Below are 22,564 nucleotides of genomic sequence, written 5' to 3' on the forward strand. Positions count from 1 at the left end.
TAATGTCTTTAATAGAACTAATACCGCCACAAGCGAGAGAAGAATTAGAAAGAGTTTTAAGTAAATTTCCTGTAGATCAAAGAAGATCTGCTATTTTAGAAGGTTTACATATATTGCAAGATAGTAATGGTGGCTACCTAACTGATGATTTGCAGACTGCTTTGGCAGAATATTTGCAAGTTAGTAAAGTGGATGTTTATGAGGTTGCTACATTTTATTGTATGTATGATCTAGAACCAGTTGGTAGACATAAGCTTAATTTATGCACCAATGTATCATGTATGTTAAATGGAGCTTATGATATTTTGGCTCATATTGAAAAAAGGTTGGGAATTAAGCCTGGTCAAACAACAAATGATGGTAGGATAACTCTAAAAGAAGTTGAGTGCCAAGGAGCTTGCTGTGGTTCACCTATGCTAGAGGTGGATAAGGTTTTTTATGAAAATCTAACTATAGATAAAGTGAATCAGATAATTGATTCTTTGGAGTAAAAATGGCTAATGAAGTTTGTTTTCGTACCCTGCATTTAGATAAGCCATACAGTTTGGAGTCTTACTTATCCGTGGGAGGATACTCTTATTGGAACAAGATCTTAACCGAAAAGATTCCGCCAGAACAAATTATAGAACAGTTAAAGATCTCTGGATTAAGAGGTAGGGGTGGTGCAGGATTCCCAACTGGCTTAAAATGGAGCTTTATGCCTCGTAGTTTACCAGGTCAAAAGTATGTGGTTTGTAATTCTGACGAAGGTGAGCCAGGTACTTGTAAGGATAGAGAGATACTTAGAAATAATCCTCACCAACTTATAGAAGGAATGGCTATAGCTGGGTATGTTGTAGGTGCAACAGTAGGTTACAATTACACACGAGGAGAGTTTTATGAACCTATCGCAAGATTTGAGGACGCTCTTATAGAGGCGTATCAGGCTGGTTTGTTAGGCTCTAATATTAAATCTTCAGGTATTTCTTTTGATCTTTATTCAGCAGTTGGTGCAGGAGCATATATTTGTGGTGAAGAAACAGCGCTTTTAGAGTCGCTTGAAGGAAAAAAAGGGCGTCCAAGGTTTAAGCCACCATTTCCAGCATTTAAAGGGTTATATGGTAAACCAACAAATATCAATAATACCGAAACCTATGCCTCAGTACCGGCTATACTACAGCACGGAGGAGAGTGGTTTAAGAATTTAGGAACAGAAAAAAGTGGTGGTACCAAGCTTTTTTGTGTTTCTGGGCATGTGAAACAACAAAGAGTTGTTGAAATTGGCTTAGGTACACCGTTTAGTGAACTTTTGGATATGTGTGGTGGTGTGCGAAATGGCAAGAAACTAAAAGCAGTGATTCCTGGAGGAAGTTCATCTCAGATATTAACTGGTGAAGAAATGATGAAAGTGAATATGGACTATGAGTCAATTTCTGCAGCTGGATCAATGTTGGGATCAGGAGCAGTAGTGGTATTGGATGAAACTGTTTGTATGGTTAAAACCTTAGCTAGGTTAGCAGACTTTTATTATGAAGAGTCTTGTGGTCAATGTACACCATGTCGTGAAGGTACAGGGTGGTTGTCACGCACATTACATAGAATAATGTCTGGCGAAGGAAAGCCTGAAGATATAGATACTTTAGTAAGGGTAGCTACAAATATAGAGGGTAATACTATCTGTGGTTTAGGTGATGCAGCAGCATGGCCAGTACAGAGCTATATACGCAAATTCAGAGAAGAATTTGTTTATATGATTGAAAATAATGGTAAAAGTATTGTGGATCAATAGTTGATTGGAGTGGTTTTGTGTCAGACAATAAAGAGTCCAAAAAAATAAATATAGAGATTGATGGTAAAAGTTATGAAGCTTTACCTAATCAATCTATAATTGAGATAGCTGATGCTAACGGGATTTATATTCCTAGATTTTGTTATCATAAAAAATTATCGGTAGCAGCAAATTGTCGTATGTGCTTGGTTGATGTAGAGGGCGCAAGACGTTCATCTCCAGCATGTGCTACACCAGTTGCCGATGGGATGAAAATTAAAACTCGTTCTGAAACGGCTCTTAAGATGCAAAAAGATGTGATGGAGTTTCTACTCATAAACCACCCTCTTGATTGCCCGATATGTGACCAAGGTGGTGAATGTGAACTACAAGATATAGCCATGGGTTATGGTAAAACAACCTCTGATTATAAAGAATCTAAAAGAGCTGTTGCTAATCCAAATCTTGGGCCACTTATAGCGACTGACATGACTAGGTGTATATTATGTACGCGTTGTGTACGTTTCGGTGAAGAGGTTGCAGGGGTTAAAGAATTAGGCGTTATCGGCCGAGCAGATCATTCTGAAATCAGTACCTACATATCTGGAGATATGGTTAATTCAGAAGTTTCTGGTAACGTTATAGACCTTTGTCCAGTTGGAGCTCTTACATCCAAGCCATTTAGGTTTAAGGCAAGAGCTTGGGAATTAAAACAGTTTCCAACAGTATCCGCTGGAGATGGTTTAGCCATAGACATTAATGCACATGTGTACCAAAATAGGCTCATACGAGTTGTACCAGCAGAGAATCAGATAACAGGTACATGGATAGCTGATAGAGATAGATTTGAGTATGCAGGATTATATAGTGAAGATAGAATTCAGCAACCAATGATTAAGAAATCTGGTAGCTGGGTTGAAGTTTCTTGGGAAGAAGCTCTGGACTTTGTGAAAGTTGCTATCGAACATACAAGAGAAAAATATACAGCTGATAGTATATCTGCTATTGTCTCAGAAACATCCACATCTGAAGAAATGTTTTTGATGAAAAAGCTAATTCAAGCTTTAGGCTCTTCTAATATAGATGCTAGGATTAGACAGTTTACTAATTCTGCGGGAGTTAGTTCTGGTAAAGGGCTTAGCTGCTCATATGATGATATTAAAAATAGTGATTTTATTCTTGTTTTGGGCTCTAATGTTAGAAAAGAATACCCACTAATAAATATTGCTATCAAGGAAGCTGTTGAGAAGAATTCGGCTAAAGCCGTTGCATGGAATATTTGTGATTATGATTTTAATTATAGCGTAAATCAGGTTAAATTAGCAGCTGATCACATTCGCTATATAACTTTATCTCTTTTAAAGGCTATCTTTGTTAGAGCAAATATTGCTTATGGTGAGCTAGATGATATTTTGAGGAAAGTCGATCCCGCAGGTGAGGTTAGAGATGTTGCAGATAGGATAATTGCTGCAAATAATCCTAAGGTTATAATTGGCCAAGATATAGTAAATAATAACTGTTTTGAAACAGTGTTTAGTATATTTGCGATACTTGAAAAAGTTACACATGTAAGAGGAGGCTTTTTAGCTAGTAACGTTAACTCTGTAGCAGCTGATAGAATTCTAAGTTCATCTAAAGCTGATTTTAGTACTTATAAGTGCTTGAATGGACAAACAAAGACAAAGCTTCTACTTACTACTCATACAGAGCTTTCCAAGGATGCTTTATATGGTGAAGATAAGCTTAAGCAGGCTCTAGATGAGATAGATGTTGTTGTAAGCTTTACCTCTTTTGCAGACAAATTTACTAAGGATGTTTCAGATATAATCATTCCAGTAGCTACTCATTACGAGACTGAAGGTAGTTTTATTGATATTTTCGGTAATAAAAAAGAGTTCAAGCAAGCTGTCAAACCATATGCCGATAATAAAGAACTTTGGAGAATCTTAAGAGTCTTGGGTAATTTATTAGGTTTAGAAGGTTTTGAGTATAATACTATTACAGAAATTTCAGATGATACTTATAGTTTTCGAGCGCGTGTTACTCCAAATCATGTGAGACAAATTCTTAATACTGACCTTGATTATGAAAAAAGCGTAGCTTTTGTAGCCTCTAACTCTATGTATGATTCTTCAAGCTTACTTAGAAGAGCTAAGCCACTCCAACAGACCCAAGACGCACAAAGATTCAAGGGTGTTAGAATATCTCAGGCTCTAGCAAGTGAGCTAGGTTTACAAGACACTCAGGCAAGTATAAAAATCTATGATATAAATAATGAGTTGCAGTTAGATGTAATAATTGATAAAAGTCTTCATTCTAAAAACTTTATGCTACCAAGAAGCTTAAATAAAGCTTTCATCCATAACGATAATATAAATATTAAAATTGTTGCTCAAGGAGGGGAATAGGCATGTTAAAGTATATTCTTTGGACTTCACTTTATGTTTTGCTTATCATAGTCCCTTTGATTTTAGTGGTTGCATATTATACTTATGCTGAGAGAAAAGTTATTGGCTATATGCAAGATAGAATAGGTCCAAATAGGGTTGGATCTTTTGGATTGTTACAACCGATAATGGATGCTTTAAAACTTTTTCTAAAAGAGATAATTATTCCAACAAATTCTAATAGATATCTATTTTTTATAGCACCTATTTTAGCTTTTGCACCAGCTTATGCTGCTTGGGCAGTTATACCATTTGCAAAAGGTGTTGTACTATCAGATATGAATCTTGGGTTATTATATATCTTAGCAATGACTTCTTTTTCAATCTATGGGATTGTGATAGCTGGTTGGGCTTCAAATAGTAAATATTCTTTATTTGGTGCTTTAAGAGCAGGGGCTCAGGTTATTTCATATGAATTAGCTATGGGTTTTGCAATAGTTGGTGTTGTAATAGCATCAGGTTCAATGGGGATAACTGGTATTATAGAGTCCCAGCAAGGTGGTATTTTACATTGGTATTTTATTCCGTTATTTCCGCTATTTATAGTTTATTTTATATCAGGAATTGCAGAAACTAATAGAGCGCCTTTTGATGTTGTGGAGGGTGAATCTGAAATTGTAGCTGGACACCATATAGAATATACAGGATCTAGGTTTGCGTTATTTTTCTTGGCAGAATACGCAAATATGATATTAATAAGTATCCTAACGGCAATTATGTTTTTAGGTGGTTGGAATTCACCTTTCCAAGGAACTTCGTTAGAAAGCTACTTTGACATTGTCCCAGCAACAGTTTGGTTATTCGGTAAAACTGGTATATTTATGTTTATGTTCTTATGGATAAGAGCGACATATCCTAGATATAGGTATGACCAAATCATGCGTCTTGGATGGAAAATATTTATTCCACTAACATTTATTTGGGTAGTGGTGGTAGCATGCATGGTCAGATTTGGTGTGGGACCTTGGTGGTAAAAAGGATAGTATTATGAGAAATATAACGACTTTTTTAAAGACCTTTTTGTTGTGGGAGCTATTAAAAGGTCTTAAGGTTACTGGTAAGCACTTCTTTACCCGTAAAGTTACAGTACAATACCCGGATGAAAAAACGCCAATATCAAGTAGATTTAGGGGCTTACATGCTCTTAGACGCTATGAAAATGGTGAAGAAAGGTGTATAGCATGTAAGCTTTGTGAAGTAGTTTGTCCAGCTTTGGCTATTACTATACAGTCCACAGAAAGAGAAGACGGTTCGCGCAGAACATCTAGCTATGAGATAGACTTGTTTAAATGTATTTTCTGTGGTTTCTGTGAAGAATCTTGTCCAGTTGACTCTATAGTAGAAACAAATATATTAGAATACCATTTTGAAGAGCGTGGTGAAAATATCATGACTAAAGCTAAACTTTTAGCAATAGGCGATAAGTATGAATCTCAAATAGCAGCAGATAGACTACAAGATAAGGATTTTAGGTAGAAATATGTTTTTAACAGACATTTTATTTTATATTTTTGCGTCGTTGGCTATTGTTTCTGCTTTGGTATTAGTGTTGGCTAATAACCCTGTTAATTCTGTGATAGCTATGATTTTTACATTTATATTTACAGCATGTGTATGGATTGTATTACAACAAGTATATTTAGCTTTACTGTTGATTGTGGTGTATGTTGGTGCAGTGCTTGTAATGTTTTTATTTGTGGTATTTATGTTGGATTTACACGTTGAAGAACAAGGTAGAGTAGGTAGGTTTTTTTATGCTTTAGCCGCCATAATCGTTTGTACTATATTTGCTACTATTATAAGTTATGCCGCTATACATGTGTTTGCTGGTAGTCAGATGCAAGCTGGTGTGGGTGGTCTAAAAATTATAGGCTTTACTATGTTTAATGATAACAATTTGTACGTCTTTGAGCTAGTTGACTTTATTTTATTAGCAGCTATGGTAGCAGCGGTGACTTTAACTTTAAGGTCTAAACGTAAAAATAACAAATCTGTTGATCCAGCTAAACAAGTTAAAGTTAGAGCAAAAGATCGTTTAACAATGGTAAAAATACCAAGTAATAAAGGTAAGACAAATGAGTAACTTAATATCAGTTTCAGTAACAAATGGTTTGATTTTTAGTACGATTTTATTTGTTATAAGTATTGCTGGGGTCATTATAAACAGAAGAAATATCTTAATTTTACTAATGTCTATAGAGTTAATGCTTTTAGCTGTTAATACTAATTTTTTAATATTTGCTAATATGCACCAACAAGCAGTAGGTGGAGTTTTTGTGTTTTTTATCATGGCAGTAGCGGCAGCTGAAACAGCTATAGGTTTAGCGATAGTTGTTGCAATATTTAGAAAGCGCAAGACAATTGATTTGAGTAAACTTAATACTTTGAGAGGCTAGGCAATAATGATAATAAATAATCAAATAGCAGCCGTATTAATTGCAGTTATAGTTTTATCACCTTTATTAGGTGCTGTTATTGCAGGTTTTTTTGGTAGATCTGTCAAAAATGAAGGAGTTAGCTTTTTTACCATTTGTTTATGTGGACTCTCTTTTGTGCTTAGCGCAGTTTTAGCATATGGGGTTTTTAACGGTCATGTATATGATATAAGCTTTTATAGGTGGGCACCTATATCTAAAGAGTTTTCTCTGGATGTTGGGTTTACTGTAAATAGAATAACTGTTTACATGATGCTTATAGTTACATTTGTATCTACTTTGGTGCATGTTTATTCTATAGGCTATATGAAAGGTGAAGATGGATATGCAAGATTTTTTGCTTACATCTCCGGTTTTACTTTTACCATGTTATGCTTAGTAATGGGTAATAATTTCCTATTGTTATTTTTTGGTTGGGAAGGAGTAGGACTCTTCTCTTACTTATTGATAGGTTTTTATTTTAATAGAGAGAAAGCAAATGTTGCTAGCTTGAGAGCTTTTATTGTAAACAGGGTCGGTGATTTAGGGTTCTTATTAGGTATTGGTGCGGTAATTTTATATACAGGTTCAGTAGATTATAGTACCGTCTTTGCAGCTTTGCCTAATATTGATAATACTCAAGTTGTTCATTTCTTAGGTTTGAGCTTTAGTCCAGTTACGCTTATATGCGTACTTTTATTTATCGGGGCTATGGGTAAATCAGCTCAATTTCCATTACATTCATGGCTAGAGGGATCTATGGAAGGTCCTACTCCTATTTCAGCATTGATACATGCTGCTACGATGGTTACAGCCGGTGTATTTATGGTTGCTAGATTATCACCGATGTTTGTATTATCAGAAGCAGCTTTGAGTTTTGTGCTTATAATTGGAGCAATTACTTGCTTGTTTATGGGTTTTATAGCAATAGTTCAAACAGATATAAAAAGGGTTATTGCTTATTGTACCTTATCACAATTAGGTTATATGATGGTAGCACAAGGTGCTGGAGCTTTTTCTATAGGGATGTTCCACCTTATGACACATGCGATGTTTAAGGCACTGTTATTTTTAGCAGCAGGATCTGTAATCGTGGCAATGCATCATGAGCAAGATATTCGCAGAATGGGTGGATTAAGAAAGTATATGCCAGTAACTTATATATGTATGTTTATAGGAACATGGTCTTTAGCTGCATTACCGCCATTTTCAGGATTTTTCTCAAAAGATTTAATTATCGAAGCTGCTCAAAGTACAACTGTATTTGGTCATCAGTTCGCTTACTACATGGTTCTAGCATGCGCTTTTGTAACTTCGTTTTACATGTTTAGAACATTTTTTCTAGTGTTTCATGGTAAAGAAAGAATGTCTGAAGATGAAAAATCGCATCTTAAAGAATCTCCGATTAGTATATTAATTCCTTTAATATTGCTAGCTATTCCATCAGCTTTTATTGGTGAATACTTTTTTGATAGTATTTTATCTCAAAATCATGGGTTGTTTGGAGATACAATAAGTGCATATAGCCAAGCTGGTTTACATGGTGTATCTGTAACTGCACATTTAGCTAGTGAACCGTTTACTACTGCTGCTTTTGCTTTTATGGAGCACTCTATAGATACCTTGCCTTTTTGGTTAGCGTTAAGCGCATTAGTATTAGCTTATGTTTTATACGTTTGGTTTCCTCGTATACCAGAGTTTTTATCAAAAACTAGTTCAGGTGTAGGAGTTATATACTATATTTTGGTTAGAAAGTATTTTATAGACTTTTTGTATGATGTGGTTTTTGTGAGAGTATTTTTATGTATCAGCGCCTTTTTATGGAAGGTTGTAGATATATTTATCATAGATAAAACGATTGTACATGGTACATCTAATTTAATATACCAAACAGGTGATAACTTTAGAAAAGTGCAACGTGGTTATGTGTATGATTATGCGTTTATCATGATTATAGGTGTATTGTTATTTATGATGTTGCTAATAATAGTTTAGGCAGTTAGGGGATAGATTTATACTATGAATTTAGGAAATTACTTATTAAGCTTGATAATTTGGCTACCTATTGTAGGCGGTTTTGTAGTTTTAGCTACTAGAACAAAAGAGTTGCACGGAGATGCTGCACGTTGGGTTGCACTAGTTTTTAGTAGCTTAACACTAGCTTTATGTATTTCTTTAGTGGGCGCGTTTGATCCTTCTAGTTCAGCGATGCAATTCAAAGAAAGTGTAAAATGGTTCAAAGTATTTGGTTTACACGATGTTTACTATAGTTTAGGTGTTGATGGCTTTTCAGTTTTATTTATTGTATTAACATCTTTTACTACTTTAGTAATAGTGTTAGCTGCTTGGACCTCTATTAAAGTCAAAGTTAGACAGTATATGGCTATCTTTTTGATAACTTGTGGTTTAACTAATGGTGTTTTTGCTGCAACAGATTCAATTTTATTTTATGTATTTTGGGAAGCTTTACTTATTCCAACTTGTTTAGGTATAGGTATCTGGGGCGGTAAGCGTAAAGCTTATGCGGCTGTTAAATATTTTATGTATACATTTTTTGGTTCAGTGTTTTTACTAGCGGCTATATTGTATTTACAGACTAGAGTAGCTAATTCTTCTACAGATATTTTAATCAATGCTGATACTTACTCTATTCAAAACTTTATAGCGTGGGCCACACAGTCACAAGGTTTAGTTGATACCGTTAAGTTTACACTTACAGCACAGTGGCTAGTGTTTGGAGCTTTTTTCTTAGCATTTGCTGTAAAAATTCCGATGTGGCCTTTCCATTCATGGTTACCAGATGCCCATTCTGAAGCACCTGCCGGAGGTTCGGTAATATTAGCAGCACTTATGCTTAAGTTAGGAGCATATGGTTTTTTAAGGTTTGCAATCCCAATGTTACCAGAGGTTACTACCTCATTAGAATATGTATTGGTGATTTTATCTTTAATAGCAATTGTTTATGTCGGGATAGTGGCTGTTGCACAAACAGATGTTAAGCGGCTTATAGCTTACTCATCTATTTCCCATATGGGTTTAGTAACTTTAGGATTATTTTCTATATTTATACTAAAAAATATAGACCCTAATTTAGGAGCAACTCATGCGCAACTTGCTATACAAGGAGCAGTGTTTCAGATGATAGCTCATGCGTTTTCTTCTGGTGGTATGTTTATAGGTATTGGTTACTTGTATCTAAGAATGCATACAAGAGAAATTTCATCATTTTCAGGAGTGGCAAAAACTATGCCAATATTTGCAACGTTCTTTTTACTATTCTGTATGGCTAACGTTGGTTTACCAGGTACTAGTGGTTTTGTGGGTGAATTTATGATATTGTTGGCAGTTTTTCAGTACTCTCCACTTGTGGCTTTGATAGCTGGTCTAACTTTGATTATTGCTCCAATCTACACACTGTGGATGTATAAGCGAGTTTTTTTTGGTGAAGTAGTTTCAGCACAAGTAGCTAATTTACAAGATTTAAATAAAATGGAAATTTTAGTATTTATATTATTAGCGATACCAACATTATTGTTTGGTTTATATCCAGAGCCGATACTTAAGCTTTCAGCAGCAGCTTCGGCGCATATTGTTGGTTTATCTCTATAAGGTGGTGTTATGAATTTATCTGTTCTTTTTATCTTACCAGAAATATTGTTAGCAGTAGGTGTTTTGATTGTAATGTTCTCTGGGCTATTTTTACATGGTAAAATTAAAAATATTAATTATATCTTTTTTCAGGTATTTGTAAGCTTAGCACTAATAGCTACTTTTGCTAAAGAGTATATCTTACAAGCAGGAAGTGCCTTTGAAGGACGAGTAGTCTTTAATGGTTTTGCCTATACATTACAGCTGGTAATCTTGGTTTTATCTTTGTTTGTTGCCTTATACTCACGTGAGTATGTTAAAGATAGAAAAATTTCCGATGGCGATTTTTATACATTGCTAATGTTAGCTATTTTAGGATCAATGGTTCTAACTGCAGCACATAATCTGATAACTATTTATATTGGTTTGGAATTATTGTCATTGCCATTATATGCTTTAATTGCCATTTATCGTGAATCTGGTAAAGGTTTAGAGGCTGCAATTAAGTATTTTATCCTTGGAGCAATTGCTTCAGGATTATTACTCTTTGGTATGTCATTCGTTTATGGTATTACAGGGCAGCTAGATATCGTCAATATTGCTAAATTTATAACTGCGCATAGTTTTGACAGTTTAGAATACAAATTCTTACTAATCTGTTTAGTAATGATGACAGCAACTTTCTTATTTAAGCTTGGTGCGGCACCATTTAATATGTGGTTACCAGATGTGTATGAAGGAGCACCAAACGCGGTTGCTAATATTGTAGCAACTATTCCTAAAGTAGCAGCATTTGCTATGTTGGTAAATATCTTATTTGTTGGCTTTCCAGAATTTAAGGCATCATGGGTATATTTGTTTAGATTAATTGGTATTGCATCAATATTCTTTGGTAGTTTAGTAGCATTATCACAGACTAATATAAAAAGACTGTTGGGTTATTCAACAGTTTCACAAATTGGTTTTGTATTGTTAGCAACGACTTTGGAACCACAAGGTTATGCCTTGACAGCAGCTAGTTTCTATGTGATTGTGTATGTATTTACAACTTTGGCAGCATTTGGTGTTTTGACTACTATAAGTGTTGGTGGTTATGAGGTACAAAGCTTTAATGATCTAAAAGGTTTTAATACCAAAGATCCCTGGTTGGCATTCATTTTGTTAATAGTATTGTTTTCAATGGCAGGTATTCCACCATTTGGTGGCTTTATAGCAAAACTATTTGTTATTATGGGGCTGATAAATAATGGTAGTTATGTTTTAGCTTGCTTTGTATTATTTATGGCGGTGATAGCTTCATTCTACTACATCCGTATTATCAAGATGATGTATTTTGACGAACCTGAGAATGAAGAGACAGTAAAAGCACCACTTACCTCTTTAGTGGCATTAAGTGTAAACGGTTTGGTATTACTATTTTTAGGTATTATGCCGATGCTTCTTTTGGGCGTTCTTTCTCAGGTTGTGAATGTTATTTAATAATGCCATTAAATAGAAATGAATACTATTTGTCGTATACTATTAAATTTTTAGTTAAAATTGCACATTAATATTACTTTGAAGATAAGCCATACGCTAATTTATGTTTAAACCATACCTTCATAAGATTCCAGATAGGAAAATCTCTAAGCGTCAGTTGAAATTTCTAGAGAGGTCAAATCAGGATTTTCATATGAAGCTTGATAAAACTTATCAGGCTCATAGTGCCGATGTTTATAAAATATTAAAAGAAATTGCTTTTAGTAATATTCAAGCTGAAAAACAAAAAACTTATGCAACCAATACAATCCCTTTGGCTTATAAATATAAGTACCCTATTACACTAAAAGCATTGTTAATTATGTTACTAATCGTGATGCTTCCTCGTATTGCAAAATCTAGTGCAATTACAACTTCGACTTCGCTGGTTTTTGATGAAAATTTATTTGAAGATGTATCGCTGATATTGTCAGATTGTATAAGTAAGTCAGCAGGTGTAAGTGCAGGTAAAGTATGTACATATAATAATGAAAGATATGTATTTAAGTCTTTAGAGCAACCTGGTGGATTAAATGTCTCTCCTGATATGATTAAAGGGCATTTGAATTTTGCATTTCTAAAGAGCATTGGTATTGATGCTCCTGAGGGTAAATTCTTTTATGAAAAAGGTGGTTCTGTATTTCACGGAGATAAAAATATTCCAGCAGAAAAATTGTATGGGACTAAATTTGAATATCAGTTTCAACCAGCTTCACAGTTTGTAAAAAAAGCTAATAGAGAATTTTTGGTAAAAAAAATACCTATAACTGATGAGAAAAGATTTATAAGAGAAACTTTTCTAAAAAATATTGGTGGTGAGATAGGTTTAGCAAAACTAGCATTTTCTTGTTTGTACATTAATGATATAGCTATAAACCTAGGAAATTGGGGAGGAGTAAAACAGCAATTTTTTATAGTAGATGCTGATTTGTCTCCTAAAACTTTATTTGAATTTAGGTCAACTGCGATGTCTGGGATATCTCAAATTAATAGTGTTGCACATTTATACTTAACAAAGGCAACTTTATTAGAAATCAAAAGCTTATTGAGTTTTATTGATTATGATTCAATACGCGTAAAGCTTCCAAGAAGTTTTTCAATTGATTATAAAAATATGAGTATAGCTACAAACATTTACGCTGACGCAGTGGAGCTGACTTTACAGAAAATCATAACGTTGTCAAACCATGAAATAGAGTCAGGTAAAATTAATGATTTATTTATGCAAGCGATTGTAAGTGACGTTAGGTGGCATGTTAAAGGAGCGGATGATCTTTAGTTGCCTATTTGGATTATACAAACTAAATATTTAGGCATACTTTAATTATTTTATGTTAAAATATATTAAATATTTTATTTAATGTATCATAATGAAAATAAATAGTGATGAGTTATTAGCGTTAGGGTCCGCTCTCGTTCAAAGTGTCAGAACTTATATTCCATATTCCCAAAATATAGACTTACTCAATAAAGATTATGGAAATACTGATTTATGTAAATACAATAGTAATCTACTTTCTACGCATTGGGGTAAATATTGCAATATAGGAAGTAAAGGCATGTTATATGAAAGAGCAAAAAACGCATTAAATATAGGTGTAGGTAATTGTAGTGATCTAACATTAGCTTGTCTCTATATAGCAGCCATAGCATCTGAAATAATAAAATTACAAGGAAGAAAATTCTATCTTTCTTTAATTCAGTTCTCTGGTAGGGATCATGCAGTAGCATTAATTCATCAGTACAAGGGTGGAATTGGAGATGACATTAGCTATGAGTTAGAGGCTATTATAGAAGATAAAGACTTCGATAATGCAATTATTGTTGATCCTTGGATATATAAGGCTACAAAATTATCTGATTTTGCATTACATTTCGATCATGCATCCCTTTACGGAGTTCAAGGAAACTTTATATCTACCAATGAAAGTGAAACTGATGAAATTGAATTTATGAAGATAGATATTACTATTCCACTTTTACCACAGGATAAAGAGGATATATTGTCTTGTAAAGAGGAGCAAAAGTACATAGAAACGTTTGCTAAATTTTATGAAGAGCAACGGAATAAATTGAATGCAATAGGTCGTAGATGTGATAGTGTAGAAAAAGACCTTATGAATAAAGCTATATATTTTGATAAACAAGTTGTGAAAATCCAATTAACACGCCGTAATTATTTGGAATCTAAGCAGACAAAATTAAGAAAACAAAATCAATTAATTATTAGTTTAAAAAGTTTTTTTAATGCTTTGCTGCGCCAGTGGTATAATGTAGCTGAATATAATAATAAAAAAGGTAGAATATTAACTTCTGTAATTAAATATTTAGAAGACTGTAGCCGTAATAAATCATATCCTTCTAGATATAAAATAAACCAAATATTTTGGAGAACTCTAACAGTCCTTGCTACTTTGGAAGATTTTTATATAGAGCCTAAAAACTTGTCAAGGTCCACTATCCATCAGAGTAAATTAGCTAGATGCATTTTTAACTCAAGTGTAGTTCCTGAATCTAAGCTCGATCTAGAACAAATAGGCAATTTAAACTTGGATTGGGTACGAAGAGCACGAAATGAAACAATTAATATTAGTGAGAGATATGGTCGTTTACTTGATATGTTAAAATATAATATCCCCGATTTCTCTTTAAAAAAATTATATAATAATCAACAAAATTACTGTGATTTGGTTCAACAAGCATTGCTAGAGTAATCTTAAATTGTAGTCTTAACGTTTATTTTGATTCTAAAATGTAACCAAATAAAAGTAAATGCTAGCTTAACTTGAGTATTTCACAAGAGGTCTGAGATTTAATCTTTAGTTGCCTATTTGAATTGTACAAACTATACTTTTAATAATACTACGCAAAAACTTAAATATATTATGAAAAAAGTTCTTAGCCCAATAAATGATATAATTAAAAATTCAAAAGAAAGTATCCTGAAAAAAAGCCTTAAAAAGCTTGATGTAGTAAGTAGAGAGGAGTTTGAAGTGCAAAAGAAAATACTTTTAAAAACTCGTCAAAAACTTGAAAGTATAGAAGCTAAATTAGATCAGCTGTTAGCAGAGAAAAAATAGCTATGTCTTTAGCAGTACTAAAAAGTAGAGCTCAGCTTGGTATAGAGGCTCCTTCAGTTTCTATAGAAGTTCATTTATCAAATGGTTTGCCAAGCCTGTCAATCGTTGGATTACCAGAAACTGCTGTTAAGGAAAGTAAAGATAGAGTTCGTAGTGCTATTATAAACTCAGGTTTTAACTTTCCTAATAAGCGAATTACGATTAATCTAGCTCCTGCTGATCTACCTAAAAGTAGTGGTAGATTTGATTTACCGATAGCTTTAGGAATACTTTACGCATCAGGTCAAATAGATGTTAGTAAGAATGTTGAAGATTTTGAATTTGCTGGAGAGTTATCTTTAAGTGGTGAGCTTAGAAGAATATCTAGTGCTATACCAATGGCTATTAAGTGTGTGCAAGCTGCTATAAAACTTATTTTACCTGTTCAGAATGAAAAAGAAATAGGTTTGGTTGAAGGTGTTGAAGCTTATAGTTTTGTTAACTTAAAAGAGGTTGTGGATTTTTTATCAGGTGAAATTAACAAGTCAAAAGTAAAGCCCAATCTAGATATTGACTTTGATAGTCTTTATCAAGACTTGGAGGACGTAAAAGGTCAATATCAAGCGAAAAGAGCTTTAGAAATAGCTGCAGCTGGTGGACACAATATTCTTTTAGTAGGACCACCAGGAACAGGTAAAACAATGTTAGCTAGTAGACTAAACTCAATTTTACCACCATTGGATAAACAAGAAGCTCTTTCATCAGCAATGATAGCCTCAATTAAAGGAGAGTCTCATATAGCAGAGAGTTTTTATAAAAGACCTTTTAGACACCCTCACCATACATCTTCAGGAGTATCTTTAGTTGGCGGTGGTAGTAACCCTATGCCAGGAGAAATTTCTTTAGCTCATAACGGGGTATTGTTTTTAGATGAGTTACCTGAATTTGACCGTAAAGTTTTAGAAGTGTTACGGGAGCCTTTAGAAACAGGAGTTGTGAATATTTCTCGTGCTAGATGCCAAGTAGAGTATCCAGCAAACTTCCAACTAATTGCTGCTATGAACCCTTGTCCCTGTGGATATTTAGGGTCTCAAACTAAAGAATGTACAGACTCTATACAAACAATACGTAGGTACCAAAATAAGTTATCAGGTCCTTTGCTGGACAGGATAGATTTACATGTGGAAGTTTTAGAATTGTCTAAACAAGACCTTACCAACCAAAATCTTAAGGGTGAAAAAAGTAGCTTAGTTAGAGCTAGAGTTGAAAAGGCACGACAGTTGCAAATATCACGTCAGAATAAAATTAATGCGTTGCTAAGTAGTAAAGAGCTTGATAAAGTTTGTTCGCTTGGCGAGGATAGTAAAAAAATGCTTGAATTAGCAATAGAAAAGCTGGGGTTATCAGCAAGAGGATATTATAAGATACTTAAAGTAGCTAGGACTATAGCTGACCTTAATGGTAATGATGAGGTTGATAAAAAAGCAATTCAAGAAGCTATAAGCTACAGGAAAATGGATAAGTTTATTAAATAATGTAGGGGGCCGTGCCTGTGTGCCGGCCTTTTGTTGGTTTATTATATTAAAGCAGAATAGTATGAGAAAATTATTTTTAGATGCTTTTAAGCATGAGAAATTAGAGAAGCCTCCTGTTTGGATAATGCGTCAAGCTGGTAGGTATTTACCAGAGTATAGAGAGGTTAGGTCTAAATTTGCAGATTTTATGGATATGTGTCGCAATCCAGATGCATGCTGTGAGGTGGCTTTACAACCTCTTAGAAGGTATGACCTAGATGCAGCAATTGTTTTTTCGGATATATTGACTATCCCAGAAGCTATGGGGTTAGATCTTAAGTTTGTAAAAGGAGAAGGCCCTATTTTTTTAAATCCTATAGAGACTAGTGACGATCTAAATAAGCTACTTGAAGTTGATGAAAGCGCAAGTAAGTTACAGTATGTTTATGCTGCCGTTCAAACAACTAAGGCTGCTATAAATGTTCCTCTAATAGGGTTTACTGGTAGTCCATGGACATTGGCTGCATATATGATAGAGGGAAAAGGTTCCAAGCAGTTTAGTAAGCTGCGAAAAATGATGTATGCAAATCCACAATTAATGCATCAATTATTACAGAAACTAGCAGATATTACAGTTATCTATTTGTTAGAGCAGATAAAAGCAGGTGCTGATTCTTTGATGATATTTGACACTTGGGGCGGGGTTTTACCGTTAGCTCAATATAAAGATTTTTCTTTAGACTATATGCAATACATAGCTAAAAATGTCAAACGGGTTGTACCATCAGTACCAATAGTGTTTTTTACAAAAGGAGGCTCAAACTTTTTTGGTGAATATAAAGATTTGTCTTGTGATGGAGTTGGTGTTGATTGGAGTGTAACTATTGAACAAGCTCGTCAAAGGATAGGTAGTGGTAAAGTTTTACAAGGAAACCTTGATCCAGCATTTTTATATGCAGATAAAGAAAGTATTCAAAAAACAGTAAGGCAACATATGAATTTTATCCAGTCAGATAAAGCTAATAATTATATAGTTAACTTAGGTCATGGCATATATCCAGATATTAATCCTGAACACGTAAAAGCTATGATTTATGCTATTAGAAATTTTAATTGCTAAGAAAGACTTGAAATAGTATAAAATAGTGCTATTATATATCCATAATAGACGCGGGGTGGAGCAGCTTGGTAGCTCGTCGGGCTCATAACCCGAAGGTCGTTGGTTCAAATCCAGCCCCCGCTACCAAATAGAATTTTTTATTTAAAGGCCCTTCAAGGGCCTTTTTGCTATCTGGAGATAAGCAAAATTAAGGGGTAAAAATGTTATTAGATAAATTATATGATATAGTAGAGCCTATAACTGCAGATTTAGGTTATATTCTTTGGGGAATAGAGATTGTTGGTAGTGGCACGGTTACAGTGAGAGTGTTTATCGATCACGAAAACGGAGTGTCTGTAAATGATTGTCAAACAGTAAGTAAAGAGTTAAGTGTTATTTTTGACGTTGAGGATCCTATTTCTGGTAAGTATGTACTAGAAGTGTCTTCACCGGGTATGAATAGACAGATTTTCAATATTAATCAGGCACAAGCTTTAATAGGATTCACTGTAAAGGCTGTAACATTTGAACCAGTAAACTCACAAACAAAATTCAAAGGAGTTTTAGATAAAGTTGAAGGAAATAGTATAGTTTTAAAGTTAGATGATGGTAAAGAAGTTTGTTTTGATTTTCAAGAACTCAAGAAATTAAGAGTTTCACCAGAGTTTTAGTTAATAGAGGTAAGAATATGAGTAAAGAATTACTATTAGTATTAGAAACGGTAGCAAATGAAAAAGATATTTCAAAAAATCTTCTATTTGAAGCTATGGAGGAAGCCTTAGTCACGATACTTAAGAAAGAGCTTGATGATAGGATGAATATAGAAGTTAAGATTAATCGAGTTACAGGTGATTTTAAGGCTGAACGTGTATGGCATATTGTTTCTGAAGATAAGGATCTAATAGATTATTCTAAAGAATTATACGAAGATGTTGCTAGAGAGAAAGGTTACAATGTTGTAGCGGGTGATGTATTCAGAGAAAATGTTGAAGTCAAAGAGTTTGGACGCATAGCTGCTGCTACGGCGAAGCAAATCTTAATGAAAAAAATCAAAAGTTTCGAAAGAGAGAAAACAGCAAAAATATATCAAGATAAAATTGGTGATATTGTTTATGGAGAAATTAAAAGAGCTACATATGAGTTGTTAATTGTAGATTTAGGTAACAACGCTGAAGGGATATTGCCAAAAAAAGATTTAATAGCAAGAGAAAGATTTCGTGTTGGTGATAAAATTAGAGCTTGTGTTGAAAGTGTAGACTGTGACGATGAAGGTAAGCCTAACACTATTATGCTAAGTAGGGCTAGTAACACTATGCTAAAAGCATTATTTAAGCTAGAGGTTCCAGAAGTTGAAGAAGAAATTATTACTATAGTTAATGTAGTTCGCGAGTTAGGTTTTAGAGCTAAGGTCACAGTAAAAAGTAATGATCAAAGAATAGATCCTTGTGGTGCTTGTGTGGGAGTTAGAGGTTCTAGGATTCATTCCATAATGAGTGAATTAAATGGTGAAAAGGTAGATGTGATATTATGGGACCAAGATATTGTACAATATGCTATTAATTCTTTATCACCAGTTGCTGCAGAGGATATCTTAGAGGTTAATGTTGATGAAGAAACTAACTCTATGGATATAGTTGTTAAACAAGAAAGCTTATCTAAAGCTATTGGTAAAAATGGTGTAAATGTAAGATTAGCAAGTGCTTTAATTGGCTGGAAAATTAACGTCCTTTCAGATGCTGAGCAAGAAGAAAAACAAATGTCTATAGTAGAAAAATTTGTGGAAGTTTTAGATATTGATCATGATTTTGCTTTAGTTTTAATTGAAGAAGGAGTTGAGACATTAGAAGACCTGGCGTATTTAGATAAAGAAGAGCTTTTAGAAATCGAAGGATTTGATGAAGATATAGTTAATGAGTTGCAAGAAAGAGCTAAGACAGCTCTTTTATCTCAAGCGTTAGGTGATAAGGAGCCTGCAGAAGATCTTTTAAATATGCAGGGTATGCAGGAAGATTTGGCTAAGCAGTTAGCGAAAGCGAATATAGTAACTATGGAAGATTTAGCAGAGTTATCAGTAGATGAGTTGCTTGAGATTGTAAAAGTTGATGAACAAAAAGCTACAGACTTAATAATGCAAGCAAGAGCTCCTTGGTTTGAGTAAGAAAGTACCGAGATAAAAGTACATAAGGAGAGAGAGATGGCAGAAATTACGGTTGGGCAATTGGCACAACAAACAAATAAAGATGTTGAGACTTTGTTAAAGCAGTTAAAGTCTTTTGGTATTAATAAAGTTAGTGAAAATGATACTTTAACCCCAGTAGAAATGAAGACACTTTTGGAAAAAATAAATAGCGCAAAAAGTTCTGCAACTAGAAAAAAAGTGACAACTACAATGAAACTTGATGGCAAACATAAAATAAATGTTTCTGTTAAAAGAAAAAGACGAGTTGCTGGAAGGATAGAAGAATCGACCGTTGCTAATGAGGAAGCTTTGATTACACAAAAAGAAGGCTTTCAAGTAGTTGGTAAGCCTCATGAGAAAGAACTAACTCAAAAAACAGAGCTTGAGCTAAAAAAACAAGATTCAACTTTTGTTAAGGATATTGCTATAGTAGAGAGTTCTGTGGTGGCAGATGCAAAAGAGCAAAAAACTATAGCGCCAAAAGATAGTGGTTTTAAGTTTATTTCTATACCAGAACAAATAGCAACAACTGATACTGAGTCTAGTGTAATAAATACGGCTAAAAAGAAAACAGTCAAAAAAGAGTTTGCTAGCACTTCTACGACAAATACTAAATATAAAAGAGAAGAAGAAGATAAACGTGCAAAAACTAAAAAGGCGGCTGGTAAAGGATTTAAAAAAGCAAATCCAAGACAGTTATCACAACTAGCTGGAGATTTAGAGTCTTTTGATGAGTTTGGAGCTAAAAAAGGCAAGCTTAAAGCTCCAAAAGTTAAAAAACAAGAATTTACAAAACCAGTTGAAAATACAGTAAAGACTGTAGAAATATATGAAGGTATCACAGTAAGTGATTTAGCTCAAAAAATGTCCGTAAAAGGTGCAGAGATAGTTAAAACTCTTTTTAACATGGGAGTTATGGCAACTATTAATCAGTCTTTAGACCACGATACAGCTATATTGATAGTTGAAGATATGGGTCATAAATATACTTTGCATAATGAAAATGCTTTAGAAGAAGCTATAACTGTGGTTGATAGAAGTGGTACCCAAAAGTTATCAAGAGCGCCAGTTGTAACAATTATGGGACATGTAGACCATGGTAAGACTTCTTTATTAGACTACATCCGTAAATCTAGAGTTGCTTCTGGGGAAGCTGGAGGTATTACTCAACATATAGGGGCTTATTCTGTAAAAACTAACAAAGGATCTATCACTTTCTTAGATACTCCAGGGCATGAAGCATTTACTTCTATGCGTGCAAGAGGGGCTAAGTCAACAGATATAGTTATCTTAGTCGTTGCTGCAGATGATGGTGTTATGCCACAAACTGAAGAGGCTATACAGCATGCTAAAGCAGCAGGGGTCCCAATACTTGTGGCAGTAAATAAGATCGATAAGCCAGAAGCTGATCCTGAAAAAGTTATAAGTGAGCTTACTCAGAGAAATGTTATACCAGAAAGCTGGGGTGGGGATGTTATGTTTGTAAATGTTTCTGCTAAAACAGGTGAGGGTATTATAGATTTGCTTGATGCAGTTCTCCTACAATCAGAAGTTTTAGAGTTAGAAGCTTTCGCTGATGGTTATGCTGAAGGAGTTGTTGTTGAATCAAGGTTAGAAAAAGGAAGGGGTCCTGTAGCAACTATACTTATCCAAAATGGTAATTTAAAGCAAGGTGATGTTGTCCTGTGTGGTACAGAATTTGGTCGTGTTAGAGCTATGTATGATGATTTGGGCAAAAATATTAAATCAGCAGGACCATCTACCCCAGTGGAAATCCTTGGTTTGTCAGGGGTGCCAGCTGCTGGTGACCAAGTGATAGCTGTTGAAAGTGAGAAAAAAGCAAAAGAGGTTGCCTCCCAAAGAGCTCAAAAACAAAAAGACGCTAAGGTAGCTCATGAGCAGACTTTGAAATTATCAAATATGTTTAACCATATAGGTAAAGATGGCGAACAAAAAACTTTAAAAATTATTCTCAAAGGAGATGTTCAAGGTTCTGTTGAAGCTATTAGAGATTCTTTACTTAAATTATCTACAGATGAAGTCAAGGTTGAGATTATTGCTAGCGGTATCGGTGGAATTACTTCATCAGACATTACTCTAGCAGTAGCATCTATGGCGGTAGTTGTTGGTTTTAACGTTCGTGCTGATGCTGCTGCTAAAAAAATAGCAGAAGCAGATGGTGTAGAGTTACGTTATTACAATATTATTTACGATTTGATAGATGATGTTAAAAAAGCTATGAGTGGTCTTTTATCTCCAGAGATGAAAGAGCAAATAGTTGGTATAGCAGAAGTTAGAGAAGTGTACAGATCTTCTAAGTTTGGTTCTATAGCTGGGTGTATGGTTATAGAGGGTCTAGTCAAAAGGGCTAATCCTATACGTGTACTTAGAAATAATGTTGTTATATATGAAGGAAGCCTTGAGTCTTTGAAAAGATTCAAAGATGATGCTGCTGAGGTTAAAAAAGGTCTTGAATGCGGTATAGGTGTTAAAAACTATAATGATGTTAGAGCTGGAGATCAGATAGAGGTATTTGAAGTCGTTGAGGTGGCTAAGGAGTTGTAATCATGGCAACAGAAGGTAGAGTGCAAAGGGTAGCAAGTGAGCTTAAGAAAGTGATATCTTTGCTATTACGTTCTAAGATTAAGGATTCAAAGCTAGCAAGTGCAACGGTTACAGAAGTAGAAGTTTCTAAGGATTTATCTTTTGCAAAAGTGTATTATACGTGTTTGATTTCAGAAGATACCGCTTATATTTCAAAAGCCTTTGTAAAGTCAAAAGGTTTTTTTAGATCATCTATTGCAAAGTCATTGAGTTTAAGGGTGGTTCCAGATCTTAAATTTATTTATGATAGTTCCCTTGATTATGGTATGCAAATGGAAGAAAAAATTTCAAAAGCCCTGGATGCAGATGCCAAATTTATAAGTCAAAATGATGCTTCATTGGAAGATAACTACCGAAAACCTAAAGATGATGACGTAGAGAAATTAAGATAGGTT

The 22,564-nt window shown here is 34.2% G+C and carries 19 protein-coding genes and 1 tRNA gene; all 20 read left to right on the forward strand.

The window, feature by feature from the left end:
- The first annotated feature begins 2 nt into the window (after positions 1-2).
- The 20 genes from FRA_RS00715 (at position 3) to rbfA (ending at position 22,561) form a co-directional block, all read left to right on the forward strand.
- Complete coding sequence (locus FRA_RS00715; protein WP_035720797.1) at positions 3-491, forward strand: NADH-quinone oxidoreductase subunit NuoE family protein; 489 nt, start codon at positions 3-5, stop codon at positions 489-491.
- 2 nt (positions 492-493) lie between these two features.
- A complete protein-coding gene (nuoF, locus tag FRA_RS00720; RefSeq protein ID WP_035720799.1) occupies positions 494-1,768 on the forward strand; it encodes an NADH-quinone oxidoreductase subunit NuoF in 1,275 nt (424 codons plus the stop codon).
- Between the two features lie 17 nt (positions 1,769-1,785).
- Positions 1,786-4,155: an NADH-quinone oxidoreductase subunit NuoG gene (gene nuoG, locus FRA_RS00725; RefSeq protein WP_035720802.1), complete on the forward strand. Its 2,370-nt coding sequence runs from the start codon at positions 1,786-1,788 to the stop codon at positions 4,153-4,155.
- Between the two features lie 2 nt (positions 4,156-4,157).
- A complete protein-coding gene (gene nuoH / locus FRA_RS00730) occupies positions 4,158-5,168 on the forward strand; it encodes an NADH-quinone oxidoreductase subunit NuoH (RefSeq protein WP_035720805.1) in 1,011 nt (336 codons plus the stop codon).
- A gap of 13 nt (positions 5,169-5,181) precedes the next feature.
- Positions 5,182-5,670 (forward strand): NADH-quinone oxidoreductase subunit NuoI, encoded by a 489-nt coding sequence (gene nuoI / locus FRA_RS00735; RefSeq protein ID WP_035720807.1) that lies wholly within the window; start codon positions 5,182-5,184, stop codon positions 5,668-5,670.
- Positions 5,671-5,674: 4 nt separating this feature from the next.
- Positions 5,675-6,277, forward strand: coding sequence for an NADH-quinone oxidoreductase subunit J (locus tag FRA_RS00740; RefSeq protein ID WP_035720808.1), 603 nt, complete (start codon positions 5,675-5,677; stop codon positions 6,275-6,277).
- Positions 6,270-6,590 carry an NADH-quinone oxidoreductase subunit NuoK gene (gene nuoK, locus FRA_RS00745; RefSeq protein ID WP_035720810.1) on the forward strand — a complete coding sequence of 107 codons (321 nt, stop codon included), beginning with the start codon at positions 6,270-6,272 and terminating at the stop codon, positions 6,588-6,590. Before FRA_RS00740 ends, nuoK begins: the two co-directional genes overlap by 8 nt.
- A gap of 6 nt (positions 6,591-6,596) precedes the next feature.
- Positions 6,597-8,603 carry an NADH-quinone oxidoreductase subunit L gene (gene nuoL, locus FRA_RS00750; RefSeq protein ID WP_035720813.1) on the forward strand — a complete coding sequence of 669 codons (2,007 nt, stop codon included), beginning with the start codon at positions 6,597-6,599 and terminating at the stop codon, positions 8,601-8,603.
- A gap of 24 nt (positions 8,604-8,627) precedes the next feature.
- On the forward strand, positions 8,628-10,217 hold the full coding sequence (locus FRA_RS00755) for a complex I subunit 4 family protein (protein WP_035720816.1): 1,590 nt from the start codon (positions 8,628-8,630) through the stop codon (positions 10,215-10,217).
- 9 nt (positions 10,218-10,226) lie between these two features.
- Positions 10,227-11,675, forward strand: a complete 1,449-nt coding sequence (locus tag FRA_RS00760) for an NADH-quinone oxidoreductase subunit N (RefSeq protein ID WP_035720818.1) — start codon at positions 10,227-10,229, stop codon at positions 11,673-11,675.
- A 193-nt stretch (positions 11,676-11,868) separates the two neighbouring features.
- Positions 11,869-12,993: a hypothetical protein gene (locus tag FRA_RS00765; RefSeq protein ID WP_035720821.1), complete on the forward strand. Its 1,125-nt coding sequence runs from the start codon at positions 11,869-11,871 to the stop codon at positions 12,991-12,993.
- Positions 12,994-13,084: 91 nt separating this feature from the next.
- Positions 13,085-14,428, forward strand: a complete 1,344-nt coding sequence (locus FRA_RS00770) for a hypothetical protein (RefSeq protein WP_035720824.1) — start codon at positions 13,085-13,087, stop codon at positions 14,426-14,428.
- 117 nt (positions 14,429-14,545) lie between these two features.
- Positions 14,546-14,794, forward strand: a complete 249-nt coding sequence (locus FRA_RS00775) for an accessory factor UbiK family protein (RefSeq protein WP_321174131.1) — start codon at positions 14,546-14,548, stop codon at positions 14,792-14,794.
- 2 nt (positions 14,795-14,796) lie between these two features.
- Positions 14,797-16,308 carry a YifB family Mg chelatase-like AAA ATPase gene (locus FRA_RS00780; protein ID WP_035720829.1) on the forward strand — a complete coding sequence of 504 codons (1,512 nt, stop codon included), beginning with the start codon at positions 14,797-14,799 and terminating at the stop codon, positions 16,306-16,308.
- 61 nt (positions 16,309-16,369) lie between these two features.
- Complete coding sequence (hemE, locus tag FRA_RS00785; RefSeq protein ID WP_035720832.1) at positions 16,370-17,407, forward strand: uroporphyrinogen decarboxylase; 1,038 nt, start codon at positions 16,370-16,372, stop codon at positions 17,405-17,407.
- 49 nt (positions 17,408-17,456) lie between these two features.
- Positions 17,457-17,533: transfer RNA gene (locus tag FRA_RS00790), tRNA-Met, on the forward strand.
- A 74-nt stretch (positions 17,534-17,607) separates the two neighbouring features.
- Complete coding sequence (gene rimP / locus FRA_RS00795; RefSeq protein ID WP_035720835.1) at positions 17,608-18,057, forward strand: ribosome maturation factor RimP; 450 nt, start codon at positions 17,608-17,610, stop codon at positions 18,055-18,057.
- A gap of 17 nt (positions 18,058-18,074) precedes the next feature.
- Complete coding sequence (nusA, locus tag FRA_RS00800; RefSeq protein ID WP_035720838.1) at positions 18,075-19,544, forward strand: transcription termination factor NusA; 1,470 nt, start codon at positions 18,075-18,077, stop codon at positions 19,542-19,544.
- Between the two features lie 36 nt (positions 19,545-19,580).
- Positions 19,581-22,130: a translation initiation factor IF-2 gene (infB, locus tag FRA_RS00805; protein WP_035720841.1), complete on the forward strand. Its 2,550-nt coding sequence runs from the start codon at positions 19,581-19,583 to the stop codon at positions 22,128-22,130.
- Positions 22,131-22,132: 2 nt separating this feature from the next.
- Entirely contained in the window at positions 22,133-22,561 is a 429-nt protein-coding gene (gene rbfA / locus FRA_RS00810) for a 30S ribosome-binding factor RbfA (protein WP_035720844.1), read from the forward strand.
- Positions 22,562-22,564 lie beyond the last annotated feature (3 nt).

It is taken from the genome of Allofrancisella heilbronnii, from assembly GCF_000710735.2.
In the GTDB taxonomy this organism is placed as follows: Bacteria; Pseudomonadota; Gammaproteobacteria; order Francisellales; family Francisellaceae; genus Francisella; species Francisella frigidaquae.